This is a genomic window from Bacillus solitudinis (assembly GCF_002797395.1).
GTDB lineage: Bacteria > Bacillota > Bacilli > Bacillales > Bacillaceae_D > Halalkalibacter_A > Halalkalibacter_A solitudinis.
On the sequence record NZ_KZ454943.1, the window covers coordinates 3,705,609 to 3,728,480 of the forward strand.

At 36.7% G+C, this 22,872-nt stretch carries 20 protein-coding genes; 14 read left to right on the forward strand and 6 right to left on the reverse strand.

Annotated features, from left to right (window positions below):
• Nucleotides 1-136 precede the first annotated feature (136 nt).
• Nucleotides 137-1,297 carry an NAD(P)/FAD-dependent oxidoreductase gene (locus tag CEF19_RS18220; protein ID WP_100407384.1) on the forward strand — a complete coding sequence of 387 codons (1,161 nt, stop codon included), beginning with the start codon at nucleotides 137-139 and terminating at the stop codon, nucleotides 1,295-1,297.
• A gap of 47 nt (nucleotides 1,298-1,344) precedes the next feature.
• Here the strand turns inward: CEF19_RS18220 and CEF19_RS18225 are convergent, their stop codons facing one another.
• Nucleotides 1,345-1,590 (reverse strand): HPr family phosphocarrier protein, encoded by a 246-nt coding sequence (locus CEF19_RS18225; protein ID WP_100407385.1) that lies wholly within the window; start codon nucleotides 1,588-1,590, stop codon nucleotides 1,345-1,347.
• A gap of 394 nt (nucleotides 1,591-1,984) precedes the next feature.
• Here CEF19_RS18225 and CEF19_RS18230 point away from each other — a divergent pair, with 394 nt between their 5' ends.
• Together CEF19_RS18230 and CEF19_RS18235 are read left to right on the forward strand one after the other, a co-directional pair.
• The gene (locus tag CEF19_RS18230) at nucleotides 1,985-4,723 is read left to right on the forward strand and encodes a tetratricopeptide repeat protein (RefSeq protein ID WP_100407386.1); all 2,739 of its coding nucleotides are present in this window, start codon (nucleotides 1,985-1,987) and stop codon (nucleotides 4,721-4,723) included.
• A gap of 68 nt (nucleotides 4,724-4,791) precedes the next feature.
• Nucleotides 4,792-5,190, forward strand: coding sequence for a DUF2203 domain-containing protein (locus CEF19_RS18235; RefSeq protein WP_100407387.1), 399 nt, complete (start codon nucleotides 4,792-4,794; stop codon nucleotides 5,188-5,190).
• A 116-nt stretch (nucleotides 5,191-5,306) separates the two neighbouring features.
• On the opposite strand, the gene CEF19_RS18240 is transcribed toward CEF19_RS18235, so the two are convergent.
• Nucleotides 5,307-6,233: a DMT family transporter gene (locus CEF19_RS18240; RefSeq protein ID WP_100407388.1), complete on the reverse strand. Its 927-nt coding sequence runs from the start codon at nucleotides 6,231-6,233 to the stop codon at nucleotides 5,307-5,309.
• 100 nt (nucleotides 6,234-6,333) lie between these two features.
• Between CEF19_RS18240 and CEF19_RS18245 the strand changes: the two genes are divergently transcribed.
• Nucleotides 6,334-6,624 carry a transposase gene (locus CEF19_RS18245; protein WP_157801000.1) on the forward strand — a complete coding sequence of 97 codons (291 nt, stop codon included), beginning with the start codon at nucleotides 6,334-6,336 and terminating at the stop codon, nucleotides 6,622-6,624.
• Between the two features lie 128 nt (nucleotides 6,625-6,752).
• Here CEF19_RS18245 and CEF19_RS18250 read toward each other — a convergent pair whose 3' ends face one another.
• A complete protein-coding gene (locus CEF19_RS18250) occupies nucleotides 6,753-8,897 on the reverse strand; it encodes an ATP-dependent Clp protease ATP-binding subunit (RefSeq protein ID WP_100407390.1) in 2,145 nt (714 codons plus the stop codon).
• Between the two features lie 215 nt (nucleotides 8,898-9,112).
• Here CEF19_RS18250 and CEF19_RS23580 point away from each other — a divergent pair, with 215 nt between their 5' ends.
• On the forward strand, nucleotides 9,113-9,250 hold the full coding sequence (locus CEF19_RS23580; RefSeq protein ID WP_198510317.1) for a hypothetical protein: 138 nt from the start codon (nucleotides 9,113-9,115) through the stop codon (nucleotides 9,248-9,250).
• Nucleotides 9,251-9,357: 107 nt separating this feature from the next.
• Here CEF19_RS23580 and CEF19_RS18255 read toward each other — a convergent pair whose 3' ends face one another.
• Nucleotides 9,358-9,630, reverse strand: a complete 273-nt coding sequence (locus tag CEF19_RS18255) for a hypothetical protein (protein WP_100407391.1) — start codon at nucleotides 9,628-9,630, stop codon at nucleotides 9,358-9,360.
• Between the two features lie 225 nt (nucleotides 9,631-9,855).
• Here CEF19_RS18255 and CEF19_RS18260 point away from each other — a divergent pair, with 225 nt between their 5' ends.
• Together CEF19_RS18260 and CEF19_RS18265 are read left to right on the forward strand one after the other, a co-directional pair.
• Nucleotides 9,856-10,707, forward strand: a complete 852-nt coding sequence (locus CEF19_RS18260) for an MBL fold metallo-hydrolase (protein WP_100407392.1) — start codon at nucleotides 9,856-9,858, stop codon at nucleotides 10,705-10,707.
• 308 nt (nucleotides 10,708-11,015) lie between these two features.
• Nucleotides 11,016-11,942 (forward strand): ribose-phosphate diphosphokinase, encoded by a 927-nt coding sequence (locus CEF19_RS18265; protein WP_100408369.1) that lies wholly within the window; start codon nucleotides 11,016-11,018, stop codon nucleotides 11,940-11,942.
• Nucleotides 11,943-12,019: 77 nt separating this feature from the next.
• On the opposite strand, the gene CEF19_RS18270 is transcribed toward CEF19_RS18265, so the two are convergent.
• Complete coding sequence (locus tag CEF19_RS18270; protein ID WP_100407393.1) at nucleotides 12,020-12,220, reverse strand: hypothetical protein; 201 nt, start codon at nucleotides 12,218-12,220, stop codon at nucleotides 12,020-12,022.
• 152 nt (nucleotides 12,221-12,372) lie between these two features.
• On the opposite strand from CEF19_RS18270, the gene CEF19_RS18275 reads away from it, so the two are divergent.
• The 5 genes from CEF19_RS18275 to CEF19_RS23285 all read left to right on the forward strand — a co-directional run bounded on the left by CEF19_RS18275 (nucleotide 12,373) and on the right by CEF19_RS23285 (nucleotide 15,360).
• Nucleotides 12,373-12,918, forward strand: coding sequence for a hypothetical protein (locus CEF19_RS18275; protein ID WP_100407394.1), 546 nt, complete (start codon nucleotides 12,373-12,375; stop codon nucleotides 12,916-12,918).
• A gap of 32 nt (nucleotides 12,919-12,950) precedes the next feature.
• Nucleotides 12,951-13,877 carry an aldo/keto reductase gene (locus CEF19_RS18280; RefSeq protein ID WP_100407395.1) on the forward strand — a complete coding sequence of 309 codons (927 nt, stop codon included), beginning with the start codon at nucleotides 12,951-12,953 and terminating at the stop codon, nucleotides 13,875-13,877.
• A 73-nt stretch (nucleotides 13,878-13,950) separates the two neighbouring features.
• Nucleotides 13,951-14,691, forward strand: a complete 741-nt coding sequence (locus tag CEF19_RS18285; RefSeq protein ID WP_157801001.1) for a DNA polymerase beta superfamily protein — start codon at nucleotides 13,951-13,953, stop codon at nucleotides 14,689-14,691.
• A gap of 338 nt (nucleotides 14,692-15,029) precedes the next feature.
• Nucleotides 15,030-15,179, forward strand: coding sequence for a lmo0937 family membrane protein (locus CEF19_RS23280; protein WP_157801002.1), 150 nt, complete (start codon nucleotides 15,030-15,032; stop codon nucleotides 15,177-15,179).
• Between the two features lie 25 nt (nucleotides 15,180-15,204).
• The gene (locus tag CEF19_RS23285) at nucleotides 15,205-15,360 is read left to right on the forward strand and encodes a hypothetical protein (RefSeq protein WP_157801003.1); all 156 of its coding nucleotides are present in this window, start codon (nucleotides 15,205-15,207) and stop codon (nucleotides 15,358-15,360) included.
• A gap of 334 nt (nucleotides 15,361-15,694) precedes the next feature.
• On the opposite strand, the gene CEF19_RS18290 is transcribed toward CEF19_RS23285, so the two are convergent.
• Nucleotides 15,695-16,582 carry an AraC family transcriptional regulator gene (locus CEF19_RS18290; RefSeq protein ID WP_100407397.1) on the reverse strand — a complete coding sequence of 296 codons (888 nt, stop codon included), beginning with the start codon at nucleotides 16,580-16,582 and terminating at the stop codon, nucleotides 15,695-15,697.
• A 129-nt stretch (nucleotides 16,583-16,711) separates the two neighbouring features.
• Here CEF19_RS18290 and CEF19_RS18295 point away from each other — a divergent pair, with 129 nt between their 5' ends.
• The gene (locus CEF19_RS18295) at nucleotides 16,712-20,047 is read left to right on the forward strand and encodes a DUF5107 domain-containing protein (protein ID WP_100407398.1); all 3,336 of its coding nucleotides are present in this window, start codon (nucleotides 16,712-16,714) and stop codon (nucleotides 20,045-20,047) included.
• On the forward strand, nucleotides 20,040-22,841 hold the full coding sequence (locus CEF19_RS18300; protein WP_100407399.1) for a sugar-binding domain-containing protein: 2,802 nt from the start codon (nucleotides 20,040-20,042) through the stop codon (nucleotides 22,839-22,841). Before CEF19_RS18295 ends, CEF19_RS18300 begins: the two co-directional genes overlap by 8 nt.
• Nucleotides 22,842-22,872 lie beyond the last annotated feature (31 nt).

The following is a 22,872-nucleotide window of genomic DNA, read 5'->3' on the forward strand; positions in this document are numbered from 1 at the left end:
CAAATTCTTACCCATCGTAACATGAATTATTTTAGGACAAAGAACAAACAGTTAACAATATAATTACAGAGATGACAAAACGGTCAAAAAGTATGTAATATTAATAAAATCTTTATAGAAAAGAAAGGTGTTTACTGTGAGTTCATATATTATTGTAGGTGCAGGCATTCTTGGGGCATCTACTGCATACCACCTTGCAAAATCAGGTGCGAAAGTAATGATTATTGACCGAAATGACAAAGGTAAAGCAACAGAAGCTGCAGCAGGCATTGTCTGTCCATGGCTTTCACAACGTAGAAACCAAGCATGGTACCTTCTTGCAAAGAATGGTGCAAAATATTACCCAACCCTGATAAAAGAGTTACAACTAGAAGGGGAAATGAATACTGGTTATGAAAAAATTGGCGTCCTAAGTTTACATAGAGAAGAAAAAAAACTTGATAACATGATTGAACGGGCTAAAAAGCGTCGTATCGATGCACCAGAAATAGGAGAAATCATAAAGTTATCAGAGGAAGAAACGAAAGCTTTGTTTCCAGCTCTTTCGGATGAGTATCGCTCTGTTCATGTAAAGGGAGCAGCACGTGTGGACGGAAAAGAACTTTGTGAGGCGTTAATTCGTGCGGCTTTAAGGCACGGAGCGACTTTACGTAAGGCTAGTGCGGAGCTTTTGTTCGAAAAAGACCGTGTGATAGGGGTTGAATTAGAAGAAGGAAGTGAACGTTTATTAGCGGACAAAGTTATCGTTACAGCTGGGGCATGGGTAAAGGAGTTATTAAAACCGCTTGGTATTAATTTTCAAATCGAACCCCAGAAAGCACAAATCGTACATTTAGAGTTACCGAACACGGATACTAGTAGATGGCCTGTTGTCATGTCACCAACTAGTCATTATTTACTCGCATTTGAAGGTGGAAGAATTGTCGTCGGAGCCACCCATGAAAATGGGATGGGGTATGATGCAAGAGTGACGGCTGGAGGACTTCACGAAATTTTTGAAAAGGCATTTACGATTGCGCCTAGTTTAGGAAACGGAACTGTAGTAGAGACGAAAGTCGGTTTTAGACCGGTAGCACCAGGTTTTCTACCAGTGATTGGACCTATTCCGAATTTTAAAGAGGTGTTAGTCGCAAACGGATTGGGCTCATCAGGTCTAACCGTAGGGCCATATTTAGGCTTACAACTGGCAAAACTTGCCCTTGGCTTAAAAATTGAATTGAATCTTGAAGATTATAACGTGGCAGGCTGTATAGAATATGTGGATCATGACACAAAAAGAGACCTCATAGATTATTAAAGTTATGAGGTCTCACTTTCTATAAATAAGTAAGGGCTTACATTATGCTAGATTTTTTCAAAAAGTCCTGTGTTTAAAATATCCTCTAATGGTTCAGTGCTGTCACTATCTTGCACTTCAATGTCAACCTCTTGATCTGGTTGAAGAGAAAGTGCGAGTAAGCCTAACAAGCTTTTTGCATCGATAACCCAATGTTGTTTCTTAATTAGAATTGTTTCTGGATACTTACTTGTAACATTTACTAAATTGCTAGCTGTTTCGGCGAATACAGGCTTTAATACTTTAACACGCATTCATATCACTCCTTTTGATTGATGCTACCATTATATACTAAAATAACCTTAGAATCATATTATATTGTAATTTGATAAATTTTAGAATAGTGTATTTGCAGAATGTGCATAGTAGAAGGTTGGTTTTTAATCTTATGAACGTACCCTTAAGTAATGTGTGAAGTCGCTACACGACGATGAGTGGTTTTTTCATCGTAAGGCGAGTAGCGTACGGGAGAAATCCTAGTTAATAGAGAGATCATTTACATTATTTATCTAGAAAAAACATAATTTTAAATAGTTATGTAGTGAAATTGAAAACATAGTGAAACGTTTAAGGGGGTTTATTTTGTTACACTAGTAAGTAGAAATCTATAATTTTAATTGATACATTCACTTAAGGAAGTGTTGCAAAATGATAAATGAAAGAGACTTAATTCAAAAATCGGTTCATACACAATTTGTGTCAGAGGAAGAAGAGTTGTCATCGATACATGTGCTTGCGAATCAATTAAACAGTAATAGCAATAATGATAAGACGGAACTTGCTTTTTTCCGTTTTGCACAAGGCGAAATTTATTACCACTTTTATGATTATGAAACAGCGATTTTTAAATGGGAGAAAGTTGACAGTGATCTAGAGCCATGGGCGAAGAAAAATATGGGGGATGCGTACTATAACCTTCGACAGTTAGAAAAAGCCGAGAAGCTTTATTTATCAATTCAGTCCAAACAATCTAGTCTCAACTCTGAAGTCGCTATAAAGCTTTTTACGCTCTATTCAGAGCAATCTCAATTAGATGCTGCAGCAAAAATTATCAAACGGGCAGTACTGGAAAACCCCGATTATCCGATGGTTACCTCAGTAGCGCGTTCTTTTTTCGAGGAATATCGAGATTGGGATAGTGCGATTGAATTAGCAGTGAATGAATCGATTCGCACGGAAGATCTTTTGTGGTTTAACGTATTGAAAGGCTATGTTGAGGAAGGTTATACGGTCACGATTGATCCAAGTCATTTCTCGAAAACATTGCAAGTACTTAATAGAGTTGACCAAGTCACCTTTGAAGAACTTGTTGTTGCTTTGTGGACAACATATAAGGACAGTCAGAACTATTTCTCGTGGATTAATCATTTTAATGACCTTTTCTTAACATTTGAGATCGATTATTCCGCATCATGGAGTGATTTGTCTAACCTATATAAGGATACGTATGCTTATTTAATTAACGGTACATACCTCATTCATGAGATTGCTAATATTGTTCCTACGCTTTTATCGAATTGGTTCAAGATATCAAATGCACCCTTAGCCACTGTTACGGCTATTCTCTCATGGAACGAAATCTTGCCCACACATGCTGTTAATCAGGATATTGTTGAGGCAGCCAAAAACAAGGCCAGTGAAACACCTATACTCCATACTAACTTTGATGAGGTCATTAACCTGTTCGAAGTGATTATAGCATGGGCAGAAAGCCGAGGCATTAGCATTAGCTGTAAACAAAAATGGATGGTTGATAAAATAAATGATCTAAAGATGAACCACATACTTATAGCTGGTCATTTTGATGAAGGAAAATCACAAGTCTTAAAATCATTAATAGGTGATTCCGTTGACAGTGAGATGATGGCAACAACATTATATCAAAATGCTGACAACACATACATTCGGGAAATTAGGGATACTGACATAAGAGAAGATATTAGTATTTTAGAAATAGAGGAATTTAAGGCAGTTCCTCAGGACCATCTTTTTGAGGTAAGCAGACCGTGCAACTTTTTAAATGTGCATAATATGTGCCTTATTAATACATCAAACAAACTAGGGGTAGATCAAGAAGAGGGAATGAGCTTCACCCTTTTGGCAGATAGTCTTATCTTCGTTTTAAACACTCATAACCCATTTAATGGAGATGAGCGAGATTTACTTTTGAAGTTTAAAGAACAGGCGCCAAACACTCCAGTCCATTTTTTGTTTGATAAGATGGATGCAGTCTACACGGAACTTGAAGAAGACAAATTGATTGAAAACATTAAAGAAAGAATCCATGCTTATTGCCCAAGAGCCTCCGTGTTGGTATATTCTTCGTCTTTTGACAGTGAGCTGTCTCGCAAATTAGAATCATTCATCCAAGCAAGATGTGTTAACAGGGACAAGAGAGAAGTGCGACATGAACGGCTTTTAGTTGTCCTTCGCCAATTGATTACACAACTGCTTAAGAAAAGGGTAGACGTCGAAATAGAGCAAAAAGAATCAATTTCCTGGCTTGAAGAAACAGTGGATAAATTAAATGGTGCTGTTCATCAGCTGCGTGATATGGAAAAAGAAAAAGTAGAGAAGATTAAAGCAGTATATCAAACAATAAAGGATGACATGAAAAAGGATTTACTGTTAACGATTCCGAAGTTGTTACACGATTGTTCAAAACTAATGAAGGAAGATAGTGATTTTCGCACAATTCATATTGAATTAAATAAAGAAATGAATCATCGAATTCAACAACATATTCAACATACTGTGTTGACCAAATTCTCAAAATCAATTCAAACATGGCTTACTCTTGTTCAAGAAGAGTTTGCAGAGAGTCAAACCTATTTAGATGAAATTCGTGATGGCTTTAATTTAATTTATGGGCATGAACGATTTAATTTAGATTGTGATTTTCGTATTTTCGAGGATTGGGCTCGAGATATGGAACGAATGGCTAATGGGGTACATATAGACGAAATGAATATTCTACTCCGTTATAGTCCGACTCAACTCCTGTTAAAAACATCTGGTAAATTGTTTAGTTCACTGCCAATGAATCAATCGATGATTTATAAATTATACAAAAAAGGGTTAGAGCATGAGGATTACCAACAAGTAGCAGAAAACGTTACAGAACAATTTATGGTTCCTTTTGATTTATTTGAACGGGGTCTTACACGAGATATAATTATGTTCTTTAAGCATCCATTTCGGATTTTAAATGAAGCAATTGAAGAAGGACATACAATGATTGAAGAAACTAACCAAACTTTAGTACAATTACAAACGAATCCTGAACTGTATCTTGACCCACTAACATTATTTAACTTAAGGTTGCGACAGTTTGAGCTGATGTGTAAGAAGGTGGACCAAGAGAGTTTGAATGGTACCTATTACTAATTTGAAAAATGACTTAAATCGTTCAATGCCACTTGTTATTTGATATAATAGAAAGTGGAGGTGTAGAGATGGTGAAAAAATATTTTACCCTAAAAGAAGCGAATGAACTGTTGCCAGAATTGGAAATAGAAGTACGCGAGTTGCAACAGCTTCGAAAAACCTTTAAAGAAAAATTAGTGCAATTAAATAGATTAAAAGAAGCAACAAAATACCAGATTACAACAGAAGTCGAAGAAGTATTCACTAGAGAAAGTGAATTAGACTTTATGGAGCTACAAGCTGAGCTTCATCTTCGCAACATTGAATCTACAGGTGCTCAGTTCAAGAGTATTGATATGGGGCTACTTGATTTCCCTGCACGTTTAAATGAACAAGACATTCTTTTGTGCTGGAAGATTGGTGAATCTGAAATTACTCATTACCATGGTGAGAACGAAGGATTTTCAGGCCGAAAACCACTGAATTAACTATTTTATTGTGAAGACAAGGAAAAAGCTTAGACGAGAAAGTGTAAATTCTCCCGTCTAAGCTTTTTTATGTGCTTTCTTAAAACTTTTACACCTTTTTTATCCATTTGTTTTCCTTAGCTTTCAAAGGATTTATTTTCTTTTTTACGAGGAAATAATCTTGGGACAATTAAACCTTCTTTTGTTGATAAATAAACCCCAAATATGACCAGAACTCCCCCAAGTAATTGGATGAACGAAACCGTTTCGTTCAAAAAAAGAACCGCTCCAAAAATCGTAAACACAGGGATGAAATTTAGAAAAATTGAGGCGCGGGAGGGACCGATTGCAGCAACTCCTTTATTCCAAAAAACTAAAGCAACTACAGAAGGGAAAATACCCAAGTATAAAAGGCCACCTATCAACTTCATATTTAGATTATTGAATATACCATCATTCCACTCCAAAGCCACAAATGGGAATAAAACAACTAATGCTACGAATAGCATAATTGTTAAGCTTCCGTATAATGGGAATTTATGACTGTGTTGTTTAATTAATAAAGAATAAACAGCCCAAGCGATGATAGCAATCATAACGAGAAAATCGCCTAAATTAAACTGTGTAAAACTAAAAGAGGACCAAGTACCTTTTGTGATGACCCACAATGCACCAATGATGGATAGAAATATGCCAAGATACTGAACGAGTTTAAGTCTTTCCTTTAAAACCAGTGCCCCTAACAAAATCGAAAAAATAGGTGTTGTGGTTTCAAGGACAGCAACATTTGTGGCCGTTGTATATTGTAAACCAGAATATAAAAAAAGATTAAATAATACAATTCCTGTTAAAGATAGAAATAATATAGGTTTCCATTCTTTAACCCATAATGTTTGGTTTTTGGTCAATTCTTTTAAGCTGATTGGAAATAGAATTAGGAAAGCGATAAGACAACGAAAAAAAGTAATTGTTGCGGGTGGGAGATCTTCAATGGTTTTCCCAATTAAAATGTTTCCTGAAAAAAATACCATTGTTAACGTAAGTAAAATGTAAGCTTTGAGCATTTAAATCAACACCTTTTCTCTGTCGTCATTATACATGAGGATAAATGCTATGTACACATAAGGGTATTACCTTTTTTGATTTCACGAAGTAGGTGATAGATTGAACTTGATTATTTTGTTGGCAATTATCGGGATTCCTCCATTAATGTTTTGGGGTCATCACTACAACCGCGTTAGGCTTTTATTTAACCTCGGGGCAACCATATCGGTCTTGATATTTGGATGGATCCTCACGGATGGCATTTATAAAATTTTGATAAATCAAGAAGTATTTATGACCAGTATTCACGGTGTATTTTTGAATCCGTCCTTTTTAATTAGTGGTGCCTATTTTGGGTGGTACCTTCTGAACCGGTTACTCATTCTTATTTATAAAGAATTTGAGCAATAGGGTTGTTTCGAAATTGTCTCTATTAAAGAGTACATCAATTTGATGCTGAAAAAGGTCTATAAAAAACACTAGGTTAAATCAATCCTAGTGTTTTCCATAGTAAATTGTTTACTTTTCTTTGAAACTAACTAGCTTGTAGATTCTTCTAAATTTGATTCTTCATAAACGATGATTTCATTATTTTCTAATGTAACATAGACAGACATAATATCTGGATTATCTAATATTAAATCTGTGATGCGATCCTCAAGTTGTTCTTGAATCACACGACGAAGAGGGCGCGCACCAAATGCTGGGTGATAACCCAACTCGGCTAACTTTTCTTTTGCCTCTTTTGTAACTGATAATGAAAGGGGATGTTCCTCTAATGTTTCGTTTAAGTCCTTCAACATAAGTTCCACAATATGAAGAAGGTCTTGTTTTTCTAAATGGTTAAATTCAATGATTGCATCAAAACGATTCAAAAACTCTGGCTTAAAATAGGTAGAAAGAGAATCAAGTATCGATGAGTGTCTAATTACATCGCTTTCGCCAAATCCAACAGTGATATTCTTTGTTCCAACTCCTGCGTTACTGGTCATAATAATGACTGTATCTTTAAAGCTTACAGTACGCCCTTGACTGTCAGTTAGGCGACCATCCTCTAGTATTTGTAGGAAAAGATGCTGAACATCAGGATGAGCTTTTTCGATTTCATCTAATAGAATAATCGAGTAAGGATTACGACGAACTTTTTCAGTTATTTGACCGGCTTCCTCATGACCAACGTAGCCAGGAGGTGAACCAATTAGTTTTGAGACTGCATGCTTCTCCATGTATTCGCTCATATCTAGACGAACCATGGCATCCTTAGATCCGAACAGCTCTTCTGCTAGCGTTTTTGTCAATTCGGTTTTCCCTACACCAGTGGGTCCTACAAACAAAAAGGAGCCAATTGGACGTTGTTTCGCTTTTAATCCTGCTCGAGAACGACGGATAGCTTTAGATACCTTTTCGACAGCTTCTTTTTGACCAATTACTTTACTTGCTAGATTTTTGGCTAAATGTTTCATTTTTGTCGCATCATTTTCTTGAAGCTTTCCAACTGGGATGCCAGTTTTCTTTTCAATAATTGCTTGAATATTCTCGACTTCAACGAAAACTGATTTTTCCTCGTTAGTTTTGTTGCGGTATTTTTTTAATGATTCTTCTTCGTCACGTAATTTTGCGGCTAGTTCATAACGCTCTTCGTTTAACGCCTTTTCCTTTTCTGCTGAAATTTCAATCAGACGTTCTTCAATGGTATCTTCCCTTGTTATACCAGCTAAAAGGTTCATTTTTGATCCTGCTTCATCTAATAAATCAATTGCTTTATCTGGTAAGAAGCGATCTTGAATGTAGCGATGAGACAGAATCACACAAGCTTTTATTGCTTCATCTGTAAATTGGACACCATGATATTCTTCGTATTTTGTTTGAATGCCTTGTAAAATTTTAATCGCTTCTTCAACAGATGGCTCCCTCACAGTAACTGGTTGGAAACGCCGTTCTAAAGCCGCGTCTTTTTCAATGGAACGGTATTCTTTTAATGTTGTGGCTCCAACGACTTGAAGTTCGCCTCGAGCCAGAGCCGGCTTCAGTATATTGCCTGCATCCATCGAGCCCTCTGCAGCTCCAGCGCCAACGAGTAAATGAATTTCATCTATAAATAGAATAATATTTTTACGTGTTTGAAGCTCGGTAATAAGTTGTTTCATGCGTTCTTCAAATTGCCCTCGAATCCCTGTGTTGGCAACGAGGGAAGCAAAATCTAACAAATAAACTTCTTTATTTAAAAGCTTAGAAGGAACGGTTCCCTCAGCAATTTTAAGTGCCAATCCTTCAACAATTGCAGTTTTCCCGACTCCAGGTTCTCCGATTAACACAGGATTATTTTTATTACGACGATTTAAGATTTCAATGACGCGATCCACCTCATCATCACGACCAATGACAGGGTCAATTAATCCGATTTTCGCAGCGTTCGTCACATTACGGCCCAATTGCTCTAACAGGCTATTTTCTTGATGATTAGGGGACATTGCTTGTTGTGAAGGTGTCGGATGACCATTTGATAATGAATGAAAGAAATCATCTAAATTTGAAAAATCACCCTTAAAATTAGCAGGCATTTTTGAATTAGATTTTAACGATTGATAACAAGGTTGACATAAATGCAATTTTTGCTTTTTCTGATTAAACTGCAAATATACATTTACTTTGGCTTCACGTTGTTGACAATTTTGACAATTCATTTATATAGACCTCCTTGAATTAAATAAGAAAGGTTTGACTTTGACTTTCTTTGACCTTTATTATACTTTGACCTTCTTTGACTTTCAAGTATAGTGCTTAGTTTTTTTTGAGGAGTCTTCAAAGAAATATTTGCAAAGAACCCTATAAATCCCTATGTATTTTCTCAAACCTTGGTACATCCTATAATTGACGTTATCAATAGGGGGGCTTAAACGTGGAAGAACAGTGTTTTTATTGTGACGACTCAATTGATGATGTATACCATGGATTATTTATACATCAAAACGAACATGTAGATAAATCGCTCTGTCACGATTGTTACAAAGATTGGTTAGCGGGTATAAAAGGATAGTAAAGCGAATCAGGGCATTGAGAAGTTATCAATGCCCTTACTTTAATGAAAATAGGATTTCTCAAAAGTCGGAATTTTGAGGAAATCCATTGGCGAACCGAATAAATTTATAAATCTTTCATGCTGATTGGAGAGCCTGTAGAAGTGTGTTCACTCACCCAGTCTTGAGCCATCTTTGAAAACCCGAGCCAACCAGGAATTTGTTCTTTATGCTCTTCAAGCCAGTTTAAGCAAAATTGTGGGTCAATACTATGCTCCCGACATTCATTTAGAAAAGTAACGACATTTTCGGAATCACAGCTTTGCCAGGTTCCGCAGGTTTCCTTGAAAATCTCGACTGTTTGATTTTCAATATTCTTGATGTGATGTTCATTTTCCATTTTACCTCACCTCGTTTATTAGACTTAACATTGACAGTTTACAGTATGCCCAAAAAGTTCAAAAATAGCTTTTTTTGTATTCTCATTATCCTGAATTGGTGTCCACTTTATGTGGGGATTAAATCATTTCCACATAAATCACGGCCGTTGTTCACATAAATTATTAACCGAAGTCAGATATTATGGTTGTTACCTTAGAATCTAAAAGGAAAAGAGGAGTTATACATGGAACAAGAACCAATGTCATATGGTGATGATTACAAAGCAATTCCGACGACATCTGCAGCAGATGGGATGGGCCTAGAGGTTCTCCCAGATTTATATTGCCAAACGGTTCAAATTGTTAATATATCGTTAGTTGGTAAACCAGAAGCAAACGACTTTGTGTTAGTTGACGCCGGAATGCCAAATTCGGCAAATGAGATTATCTCAGCAACGGAAGAACGGTTTGGCTCGAATGGTCGTCCCAAAGCGATTATTCTGACACATGGACATTTTGATCATGTAGGGTCTATTCTTGAGTTAGTTAAGCACTGGGAGATTCCGGTTTATGCCCATGAATTAGAATTACCTTTTTTAACTGGGAAAATGAGTTATCCGGAGCCTGATCCAACCGTAGAAGGCGGGATGGTCGCAAAACTGTCTTCGATGTTTCCAAATGAACCCATTAACTTAGGGAATCATGTAGAAACCCTCCCTTCTAATGGTAGTGTTCCTCATATGCCAGGTTTCCGTTGGATTCATACACCCGGTCATACTCCAGGTCACGTCTCTTTATTTAGAGACGGGGATGGAGCATTAATCGTAGGGGATGCGTTTGTTACAGTGAAACAAGAATCACTTTATAAGGTGTTAACACAAGAACAGGAAATTAGTGGCCCTCCCAGATATCTCACTCCCGATTGGGATGCCTCATGGGAATCAGTTAAAAAGCTAGAAGCACTAAGACCATCTCTTGCCGTTACTGGGCATGGATTGCCTATGACAGGTGAACTTTTAACAACTAGTTTAAAAAAACTTGCTAATGAATTTGATCGTATTGCGATTCCTGATCACGGGAAATATGTAAAGCATTAAACAATGGGAGTGTGTTATAAGGTCGGACCTTATGACAACACTCCCTTTTTGAAATTGGATTCATTAGCCTTTCGTGAAGTGACTACATAGCATTTTTGTGATAACCTACAGAAAATGGGTAAGAACCTAAAAGAAAAGATTAGCAAAATTTGTTATCGAAATTGGATGACGATGCAGATGTCGATTTCAAGACAAATTCTTTTTGCTTCTATTGAAAACATCACGTTAGGGGTATAATGAGAACGAAGATGCTAAGGTTTTATGTATGAAAGAGGGGAAAAATTTTGGGAATAAATAAAACGTCAAAGATGAAGGTTTTTACGCTAAATTCAAATATTGAACTCTCGAATCAGATTGTTCAACAGATTGGAATAGAAATGGGGAAAAGCTCGATTACTAGATTTAGTGATGGAGAAGTACAATTAAATATTGAAGAAAGTATCAGAGGATGCGACGTATATTTAATCCAATCCACATCACAACCTGGTAACGAGTATATCATGGAGCTTCTAATCATGATTGATGCTATGAAACGGGCATCAGCAAATACAATTAATGTCGTCATGCCATATTACGGGTATTCACGGCAAGACCGTAAAGCGCGTCCGAGAGAACCAATTACCGCGAAATTAATTGCTAACTTACTGGAAACTGCAGGCGCATCGAGTTTAATAACTGTTGATTTGCATGCACCTCAGGTAGAAGGTTTCTTCAATATACCGGTGGACCAAATCCATACGGTCTCGTTATTTTCCTCTCACATTAAAAGGATGAATTTAAAGGACATGGTCGTGGTTGCACCTGAAAATGCAGGAGTCAGAAGAGCAAGACAAATGTCGAATATTCTCAAAGTGCCGATTGTCTTTATGGATAAAAAGAGAGACTCAAGTGATGCAGTAAAAATAGACATTATTGGAGAGGTAAAAGGCCAAACAGCGATCATCATTGACGATATGATCACAACGGGCACAACTGTGACAACAGCAACCAATGCCCTAATAGAAAAAGGAGCTAAGGCAGTGTATGCGTGTTGTACGCATCCAATACTCTCAGGACCAGCAATCCAACGTATCCAACAATCTCCCATAAAAGAAGTCTTTGTGACGAATTCAATTGAATTACCAGATGAAAAAAACATTGATAAAATTACAACCTTATCGATTGCTCCTCTTATTGCAGATGTAATGAATCGAGTACAAAATAATGAATCGGTAAGTACGTTGTTTACTAATTAGTATCAGTTTGAGAATTAAATGGGGTAAGATGATAGCGCTTGAGTAATCAAGCGCTATTTCTATATATTTTATTGTTTTTAACCTTGCTCAAAAAACTTACGTAATGCTTTAATATCCTTTTCTTTACCTTCAAAATAAGGATTATCTTCTTCAACATTATCTGAGTCAAGATTTGTTTTCATCACAAACATTGAGCTTTTTGGAGGATCCGCAATGACTCGATCTGAAAGCTTATCAAAATCGGGTATTAATTTATCCTGTTTCTTTGTATCCTTCATACCACACACCTCCCTTTTCTTTAGAATGCGATTTCTAATCGGAAGTATGTAAAAAACATCAATAAGACTTTGGTCAATAAATGCAGGAGTATCTTAATAAATGATGAATTTGATATAGAGAATAAATTAATGGTAAGTTAGGAGTACTGATAATGAACAAACTAGACAGAATTATTGAACGTTTACAAAAGCGAAACCCAATTCCATTACTTTGCCCCAATGGAATTTGGGATTTAGAACTAACAAAAGAAATTGAAGATTTATCAGAACAACAGTTAGAAACTAATGAGAAAACCCCATTCGTGTTACCGCAAGCTGCGACATCCGGACTTTTATTGTGGAATGATGATTTAGTGAAATCTCATAACATATCTCAAGATTTATCTAATGAAATAGGAAGTTTCTGGCATGGACTGATGCATCGACGTGAAGGTGATTTTAGTAATGCAAAGTATTGGTATTCCAAAGTAGGTGACCACCCAGTATATGACTCGTTGTATGAAAAAGCTTGGCAACTATCAGAGGTTGTTCGACCGTGGGAGAAGTGGGATCCTTATCAATTTATTGATGCGGTTGAACATGTTGTAGCAAATGGATTGGAAGAAACAGGAGAAGGAGAACAGCTTCGTCAAATTCAAATTCTAGAAATGAATCTGTTCTTACAATATAGTCTGAGTACTAAAACATTTGTACGGTAGAAACAGTTAAAACAATTGAGGAGGTCATCGAAATGAAATATCGTAAACTCGGCAAAACAGACGTAAATGTTTCAGTTGTGGGTATAGGAACATGGCAATTTGGTGGAGAATGGGGAAAGGATTTTAATCAAGTAGAAGTGAATCAAATGTTATATAGAGCAAAGAAATTGGGAATTAATCTGATCGATACCGCGGAATGCTACGGGGATCACTTATCTGAATCACTAATTGGTCACTTTCTCAAACAGGATCGTCGAGAAGATTGGGTTTTAGCCACTAAATTTGGTCATCATTTTCATAACAATTTTGAAAGGACGAATCATTGGTCACCAGAAGAAGTGTTAACGCAATTAGAAGATTCTCTAAGAACGCTTCAAACTGATTATATCGATCTTTACCAGTTCCATTCTGGTAGCGATGAAGCGTTTGATAATGATGAATTGTGGACGATGCTCGATAAACAGGTTCAAGCGGGGAAAATCCGCCATTTAGGTATTTCAATTGGAAGTAACGACAATCTCCATCAAACTGAATTAGCGACAGAGGTTAAAGCTAGTGCCATTCAGGTTGTTTACAATCGTCTAGACAAAGTTCCAGAAGAACGAGTCTTTCCATCCTGTCAGCAGCAAAATCTTGGTGTCCTTGCACGTGTACCGCTAGCAAGCGGATATTTAAGTGGGAAATATAAGCCAGGAGCAAGCTTTACAGAAAATGATGTCCGAAATAATCATGATGTAAAGAAGCAAGCAGAACAATTACAGCTAGTTGAATCCATTAGTCAGAATGAAGTGCCAGACGGTGTTAATATGGCACAATGGGCGCTTGCTTGGTGTTTGCAACATCCAGCAGTAACAACGGTTATTCCAGGCTGCAAAAACATTGAACAAGTTGAATCAAATGCTCGAGCAGCCAATTTAATTTTAGAGAATGATGAACATCCGCAGGCCGTAAATATATAACTGCGACACCTCCCGAATGACTTCGGGAGGCTTTTTCAATAAATGTAGTACGGAATCGCCAAGGAGAGATAGAATGAATCGACACATTGCTTTCAATGCTTTAGTGGGATCTGAAAATTATAACCTCTCTACCTCTGAATCAGATAAAGACTATAAACTATTCGTTTGGCCATCCTTTTATGACCTTTACAACAGTAATATCTACACAGAGAGCAAAGTGGGGGAAACCATCGATGAAGAATATCATGACATTCGCAAGCTTGTTAATTTGTTTTGGAAATCGAATGTAAATTTTGTAGAAGTCCTTTTTTCGACAGATATTTCGATTAATAGAGACGCTTGGATGAGTCTCTATGTAAAAAGAATATTGGCGATGAAAAAAGACATCTCAACCATGAACCTCCCTTATCTATATAAAGCGTGTAGAGGAATGTATGAAAGCAAATCAAAGTATATCGCCAAAGGAAATAAAGGTACCTATTCTCTTGTTGAACAGTTTGGCTATGACTCAAAATCTGCGATGCATGCTTACCGAATTTTGGACTTTATCGAAAGGTTTGCGAAGAATGAATTTACTGATTTTTATACTGCTATGCAATACGATGACAAGGGCAGAGAATTTATGTTAAGCGTGAAGCATGGAGAATTCACTAGAGAGGAATATGCAGCCTTAATTGAGAATAAAATGGTCACCTTTAAGAAACTAGAGAGTGTTTACCTTGGGCAGTCTATACGAGAAGACGTGAAGCAAGAACTGGGGGCTATCCTTTATCAATTTGTTTCAGAAAGTGTAATGAGGGAGTTATCGAATTAACCTGTTAGGCAGCTGGAGCATTGAAACTTATACAGTGGGTAAGGATGGTGGATTAAGGGAAATTGACTTTGAAATAATAGTATCACCTCTTTCCATATAGTTCACCTTAAATAAAATTCTGCAGTCCGATAATTAGTTGGATTGCAGAATTTTTATTTATTTCTCTCCCAATTTCTTCATCCTACATCTTTTAAAATATTTTTAAATAAGCAAAATGTTTGGGCTATTTTAAACGAGGGTAATTATTTACTATACGCTTCATTTATATAATTTAAAGTGCAGGTTTCCAAGCAATGTAATATGAAAATTACTAAAACAGAATTAAGGAGTGTTTTAGAGTGTTGTGGTTAATATTCTTTATTCTCCTGATAATGTGGTTATTTGGATTCATATCAGGTAATGTACTGGGTGGCTATTTGCACATTCTGCTAATCGTTGCGGTTGTGGTTGTGCTTATTAGAATCATTCAGGGACGCAGGCCGCTCTAAACTTTAAAAAAGGAAGGTGATTTAAATGAGTGATTTTAAAAAAGAGGAAAAAGTAGAGCGTCATAAACAAGAAAATCCAAGCTTAGTAGGGTCAACATTTATTAAATATTTCTTCATTACCGTAATTACACTAATTATTCTTGGTTTCATAGCTTATTACATTTTGCCTGCATTTAACTAAGGTGAGTGCTGCAAGTCGGTCGGGTTCTCTCTGAGTAATATTTAAGTGTAAATTTAATAATCAGTATGGTAACAAAGACGTCAATTTCCGCAGTGTGAAATTGGCGTCTTTTTTGATTTTTAGTTCCGGAGAAGCAGTGTAGAGTCTCCCAATGATACGTCTTTAAAAATAAGTTGATTGGCTCCAACTATTTCAATTAGCAGGTCAAAAATAACATGAAAATAGTAAATTATTAAAAAAGTTGTACTAAAAAAGAAAAAAGCCAATTTAATATTTGAGTTGGCTTCATTCATATTATGGAAATTTTAGTATTTGATAGTTAGAAATTATGCCTCTAACCCTTTTTATTTTTTCGATATTTTGAAGGAGATTGTCCCATAATCTTTGAGAATAATCTACTAAAATAATAGGAATCGTGAATTCCTATGTTAGTACTAATCTCTTTAATTGATAAATCAGTTAAATCTAGGTATTTTGAAGCGAGTTGAATTTTTAATCGATTAAAATAATCAATTGGTGTGTAACCTGTTGTTTTCGTAAATAAATGAACATAGTGAGATTTTGATAAGTTTACGTGTGAGGCTAGTTCATCAAGTGAAAAAGATTGCTGCAAATGATCCGTCATGAATTGAATGGACATTTCAATGGAATTACTCTTCGATAAATGAGTTTGCAACTGAGAGTTTCCGTAAAAAACGATACCGAGAAAATGAGCAAGAGCCTGAGATACATAAATCATATTGTTCAACATATAGCCACGCTGTAAAAGATGAAAACATTCGTGAAATAAATCAATAAGTTTATGAGATTTGTTGATAGAAATGGCAAGAGGTTGCTCGAATGACTGTAAATTTTCTAAGTAGTCTGGCACGCGATCCCCTTTTAAATGAAACCAGTAGATACTCCATGGTTTTTTTTCTGTTGTTCCGTAAGTATGAGCAATATTTGGCGGGAGAACAAATAATGTGTTTGGCTGTACATAAACTTTTCTTTGGTTGTTTAGCTGATACCATCCTTCTCCTTTTACGCAATAAATTACGATGTGCGTCGAGCTTCCAGCCTCCCTTTCTCTGTAATGATATTCGGCATTTGGAAAAAAACCTAAGTCTGTTAAGTAGAGGGAACGAATCAAAGGGTGAGTTGAGACCTGGTTGATAACATTTTCGGGTAAAACAATAAGTTTTTGTTCAGAAAATCCTTGAGCTTTCTTTTTTATTAACATATGTTTATCTTATTTTCAGAAAATAAAAAAGTCAATTAAAACCAGAATATTATCCATCTTTTAAAGGATATTGTGAATTGTTGTTGGGGTAAGTTTACATTAGAATTTAAAGAAACAAGTGGAAGGGTGATGAAAGTGACAGTGAAAGCTTGGGAAGAAACTGTAAATATTCCAACATACGGTGTTGGTGAACCGAACAAAAACCCAATGTTTTTAGATAAGCGAATTTATCAGGGGAGTTCAGGGAAAGTATATCCGCATCCCGTCATCGACAAAATTGAAGACAAAAAGGAATTAAAATCGTATCGATTAGTTTATTTAGAAAATGAATTTGTGCAAATTGTGATTATGCCGGAGCTTGGAGGGAGGATTTATCGGGCACTCGATAAAACGAATCAATATGACTTTGTCTACTATAATCAAGTCATTAAACCGGCATTAGTTGGACTTACAGGGCCATGGATTTCAGGAGGAATTGAATTTAACTGGCCGCAACATCATCGTCCAAATACTTATGGTCCAGTGGATTATCGTATTGTAGAAAACTCCGATGGCAGTCAAACGGTATGGGTCAATGAGATAGATAGAATGTATGGTACAAAAGGAATGGCTGGCTTCACTTTATACCCAGGCAAAGCATATTTAGAAATTGAAGGTCAATTATATAATCGTACATCTGAGCCCCAAACATTTCTATGGTGGGCTAATCCAGCTGTATCAGTTAACGTTAATACCCAATCAGTTTTCCCACCTGATGTAAACGCTGTCTTTGATCATGGGAAGCGTGACGTCTCGAACTTTCCGATTGCCACAGGAACTTACTATAAAATGGATTATTCATTAGGTGTTGATATATCTAAATATAAGAATATACCTGTTCCAACTTCTTATATGGCCTATCATTCTGATTACAATTTTGTGGGAGGGTATGACCACGGCAAAAAAGCAGGAATATTGCATGTTGCCAATCATCATATATCACCTGGTAAAAAGCAGTGGACATGGGGATGTGGGGATTTTGGTAAAGCGTGGGACCGTAATTTAACAGATGAAGATGGACCTTATATCGAGTTAATGACAGGAGTTTATACAGATAATCAACCTGATTTCACATGGTTACATCCCCACGAAGAAAAAACATTTAAACAATATTTTATGCCATATAAAGATATTGGTGTGGTCAAAAATGCTACGATCGATGCTGCAATAAATCTTGAAATCAGTCGCGAGAATTGTGTACGCATTCAAGCTTATGTAACAGCCCGCTTTAACAATGTAACGATTCAATTAACAGGAAGAGACGGAGTTTATTTTGTGGAAAGTGTTGACCTGTCTCCAACAATCTCATTCTCGGTTGAGGTTCCTATTAAGACAGGAGAGCTAGCGCATCATTTAATCGTAAAGGTTATTTCTAGTAAGGGAGATTTACTCGTTGATTATCAACCCAACAAACCAAGGAAAGAAGAAATGCCAGAACCAGCTAAAGAAATTGGTCAACCAAAAGACTTAAAAAATACAGAAGCGTTACTTTTAGCTGCCAAACATTTAGAACAATATCGTCATGCAACCTATAACCCAGATGATTATTATCGCGAAGGACTACAAAGAGACCCGGAGGATAGCAGATTGAATTCCGGCTATGGCTTATTGTTAATGAAAAGGGGGCTTTTCAGTGAAAGTGAAGGGTATTTTCGCAGAGCTATCGAATCCATTACAAGACATAATCCAAATCCCGAGGACACGGAACCCTTTTACTATTTAGGAAGGTGTTTAAAGTATCAGGGGCGATTAGAAGAAGCATTTGCAGCATTTTATAAGTCAGTATGGAGTGCAACTTGGCAAGATAATGGCTATTTCGCACTTGCGCAAATTGCGACAGAATCCGGAAAATTTCCAGAGGCTCTTGAACTAGTGGACCGAGCACTTACTCGAAACACCCGAAATTACAAAGCTAGGAATTTAAAAGTAGCGCTACTAAGGCACCTCGAAAAAGAGACTCTTGCCGAAAAAATGGCAAAAGAGACATTGACTGAAGACATCAGCGATTTTGGCGCGAGATACGAATTATACTTGCTTGCAAAAAAAGCAAATAACCATGAGCAAGCAACTGTCATACTAGAAGATTTAACTACATTTATGCGTAACGACGTTCATAATTTTATAGCCTTAGCTCAGGATTATGCAGATTGTGGTTTGTTTCAAGAGAGTCTAAATGTTTTGGAAAGAATAGCTGCAAATCCAGATACACAATATCCGATGGTCCCTTATTATACGGGGTATCTTTACGCGAAATGTGGCAAGACAGAGGAAGCTCTTAAATCATTTGAAAAAGCGAGCCAAACGTCTTCTGATTATTGTTTCCCTAATTCACTGAACGATTACATTGTTTTAACAAAGGTAGTTTCAATAAATCGACAAGACGCAAAAGCTTATTATTATCTTGGAAACTTGTTGTATGACAAGAAAAGAGTTAAAGAAGCAACAGATTATTGGGAAAAATCAGTACAACTTGATTCATCCTTTGCCACGGTTCATAGAAATTTAGCATTAGCATATTACAATCATAGCAAAGACTTGAATAAAGCAAAGTCTTCACTTGAGAAAGCGTTTGAGTTGAATAACAATGATGCACGAGTCTTATATGAACTAGATCAACTATATAAAAAAATGAATTTGGCACCACAAAAAAGATTGGATTTCCTTGATAATTTTTTAACCTTAGTTTATAAACGAGATGATTTATTTGTAGAATATGTGACTCTCAAAAACACGTTGCAGCATTTTGAGAAGGCACTAGAACTATTACAATATCGTTTCTTTCATCCTTGGGAAGGTGGAGAAGGAAAAGTTACATCACAATATATATTGGCAAAAGTAGAAGTCGCCAAAACATATTTAAAGGAAACAGCCTATGAGCGAGCAATGAAAGAGTTGGAGGAAGCACTTGTATTTCCTGAGAATCTGGGCGAAGGAAAGTTAGCGGGTGCCCAGGAAAATAATATTTATTATTATTTGGGTTGTGTGTTTGAAGCGACCAATAATGCAGAAAGAGCCCGTCTTTGTTTTGAAAAAGCTGCTATGGGTCTTGAAGAACCAACGAGTGCTATGTTCTATAATGATCAGCCACCAGAAATGATTTATTATCAAGGACTTGCGCATCTAAAGCTAGGGCAGAAGAAAGAAGCAAACGCTAGATTTAATAAGTTAGTCGAGTACGGAGAAAAGCACTTATATGATAATGTGAAAATTGATTACTTTGCGGTGTCATTGCCAGATTTTCTTGTCTTTGAAGAAGATTTAAATAAAAAGAATAGAATTCATTGTCATTTTATGATGGGACTCGGGGCCTTGGGTTTAAATGATAGGAAAAAAGCTTTAAACCATTTCTATGCTGTAAAAGAACTGGACCTTAATCATCAAGGCGTTATGATCCATAATGTAGAAGGGGGGCCTATGCATGTTTGAAATAAGAAAAACTCAGTCATTAAATGGAACATGGACGTTTAAGCTCGATCCAGCGAATGAACTTAATGTGAAGGATATATTAAGTGAGACTAACACTCAAGAAACGATTGTCATTCCAGGATCTTGGGAGGAACAGGGCTACGGAGAATCGTCCAAACACTACCCGATTGGAACATGGAAAAAGCTAAAGGAATATGTGGGAGGAGCATGGTATTGCACAGAATGCGTCTTTCCTGTAAATGAAAAAGGCTCAAAAACTGTGCTAAAGATTGCAGGGGCACATTGGTTTACGAAGCTGTGGATTGATGAAAAGTTTGTTGGGGAAGGAGAAAGTCTCGTCAGTGATCATATCTTTAATGTATCTGAATATATACGACCTGGCCAACAACAGAAGGTCGTTATACATGTAGATAATTGCCTCCACATCCCGTTAATGGAAAGTCATATTCATTCCTATCATACAGCAACGAATTGGGGAGGAATTACGGGGGGGGTCACAGTTGAAGTTTTACCAGAAACCTTTATTGAAGAGGTGGTCATGACACCAGGGGAAGACCCACATCTCCTAAATTTAACAGTCCATATTTCAAGCACTATCATAAAGCCTAACGGAGAATGGTCGCTAGAGATTCATGCTGATAAAGTAACATCTCCTCTAAAAAGAAATATTCACTTTCAAAATCAAACTTGTACCATTCACGCATGTATTGATTTTGGGGTTGATGCACAGCTTTGGTCAGACGAGAAGCCTTTTTTATATCAAGCAAGTATGATTTTGAAGCATGAAAATCAATCTATTGATTTTTTAACGAAAAAAATCGGTTTACGTCAGTTTCAAATTGAAGGCAAACACTTTTTGTTAAATAAAAAGCCGGTATTTTTAAGGGGATATGTAGATTGCTGTATTTTTCCTTTAACCGGCTACCCGGTGTGGGATAAACAATATTATCTCAAACAGTTTCGATTGGTTAAGGAATATGGGTTTAATCATATTAGATTGCATGGATGGACTGCTCCCAAACCATTTTGGGAAGCTGCAGATGAAGAGGGGATGCTCGTCCAAACTGAGTTACCACATTGGTCTTTCCATTATACTGATAGAAATACGCCTCCTCCAAAAGAGGTGAATGAGTTCTTACATCGTGAATGGAGAAGAATTCTTCAAGAATTAAATGAACATCCTTCATTTGTGATGCTTGCACCAGGGAATGAACTTATCGATGCAAGTGGGCATGAAGAGTTAAATCAACTAGTTCAAATTGCAAGAGAGATTGATTCATCAAGAGTTTATACAGATAATACTGGTTTTGGACAGCTACCAGCTCATGATCGCGAAGGAGATTATTATATCCAGTCATTAAACTGGCACCAACCGTACACACTTGATTATGCAGGGTCCCCGGATACTAGAGAGGATTACCGAGAATTACCCAAGTTAGATTCGAAACCGCTTATTGGTCATGAACATGGACAATTTACAACGTATATTGACCCGACAGGAGTAGAAAAGTATTCAGGTGTATTAAAACCATCATGGCTCGAGACATTCAATGAATCAATCGAAGCAAAAGGCTGGAGTAACAGAGTGCCCGAGTTTAAGAAGGCGTCAGGTATTCACACAGTACGAGCCTATAAAGAAATAATAGAAAGGGCACGAAGAACAAAAGGTCTCTCAGGAATGCAATTATTAGATATAAGAGATTTCCCAGGACAAGGGCATGCAACAACAGGTGTTCTTGATGTTTTTGGAGATAGCAAAGGTTTAATCAAAGCAAATGAATATCGTTGCTTTAACAATGATCGTGTTCTTTTAATGAGATCGGACCGGCGAACTTTTTTTGGCGGAGAAACAATAGAAGTTGAGATAGATGTCTCTAATTACGGAACTACCATTTCCACTGGAAGATTAATATGGACAGCAATTTCCGAAGGTGGGGTTCAAAAAGGTGAGCTGTCTTTAGAGAATGTAAAAGCTGGCGATGTATCACGAATTGCGACCATTAACTTTCAAACAGAACGTGAGAGTGCGTCCCGTTATTTACTAGAGGTCTCATTTGAGGTCGAAGGGCAGTGTATTAACAATCAATGGGAATTTTGGTCCTTTCCTCGAAAATCATTGCCAAAAGAGGTTCAGAATATATGGACAAATATTCCATCGATGGGCTCCTTCTTATATGGAGCGAAAATGAAACCGATGATTGGGATTGAAGAAAGGAGTTATGTGGAAGAAAAGCAGCTTCAGTTAGCGATTACGGACCAACTTTCTCGAGATGTATTGCAATATCTCATGGATGGAGGAAATGTATGGTTAATGACGAAACCTGAAAAACAATACGATGAAGTTATGACCCAATACTTACCGATTTTTTGGAATTTCCTTTGGTTTCCAACTCAAGAAAGTACAACGATGGGGATGCTGATACACAACCATCCTCTCATGAAAAAATTTCCTCATGATGGATACTCTAATTGGCAGTGGTTTCATCTAGTAAACGGTGCAGCAGGAATTGGAATGGACCTTATCCCTCAAGTAAAACCTATTGTAGAAATTGTCGATAACTTTAATCGGATGAAGAAGCTTTCTTATGCATTTGAAGCAACAGTAGGTAGAGGGAAATTATTTGTTTCATCTTTTAAAACCTACGACGTTCGGGATTTGAAAAGGCCTGAATCTAGTTATTTGTTCTTAAGCATAACTAAGTATCTGTTAAGTGAAGATTTTCAACCTTTGTCTCATTTATCAGTAGGTGAGTTATTGCGAGTATTTAAGGTGAATGGAGATTCCGTCACATAAGAGATTTAAATAGAGGATGGTTCAAAGATAA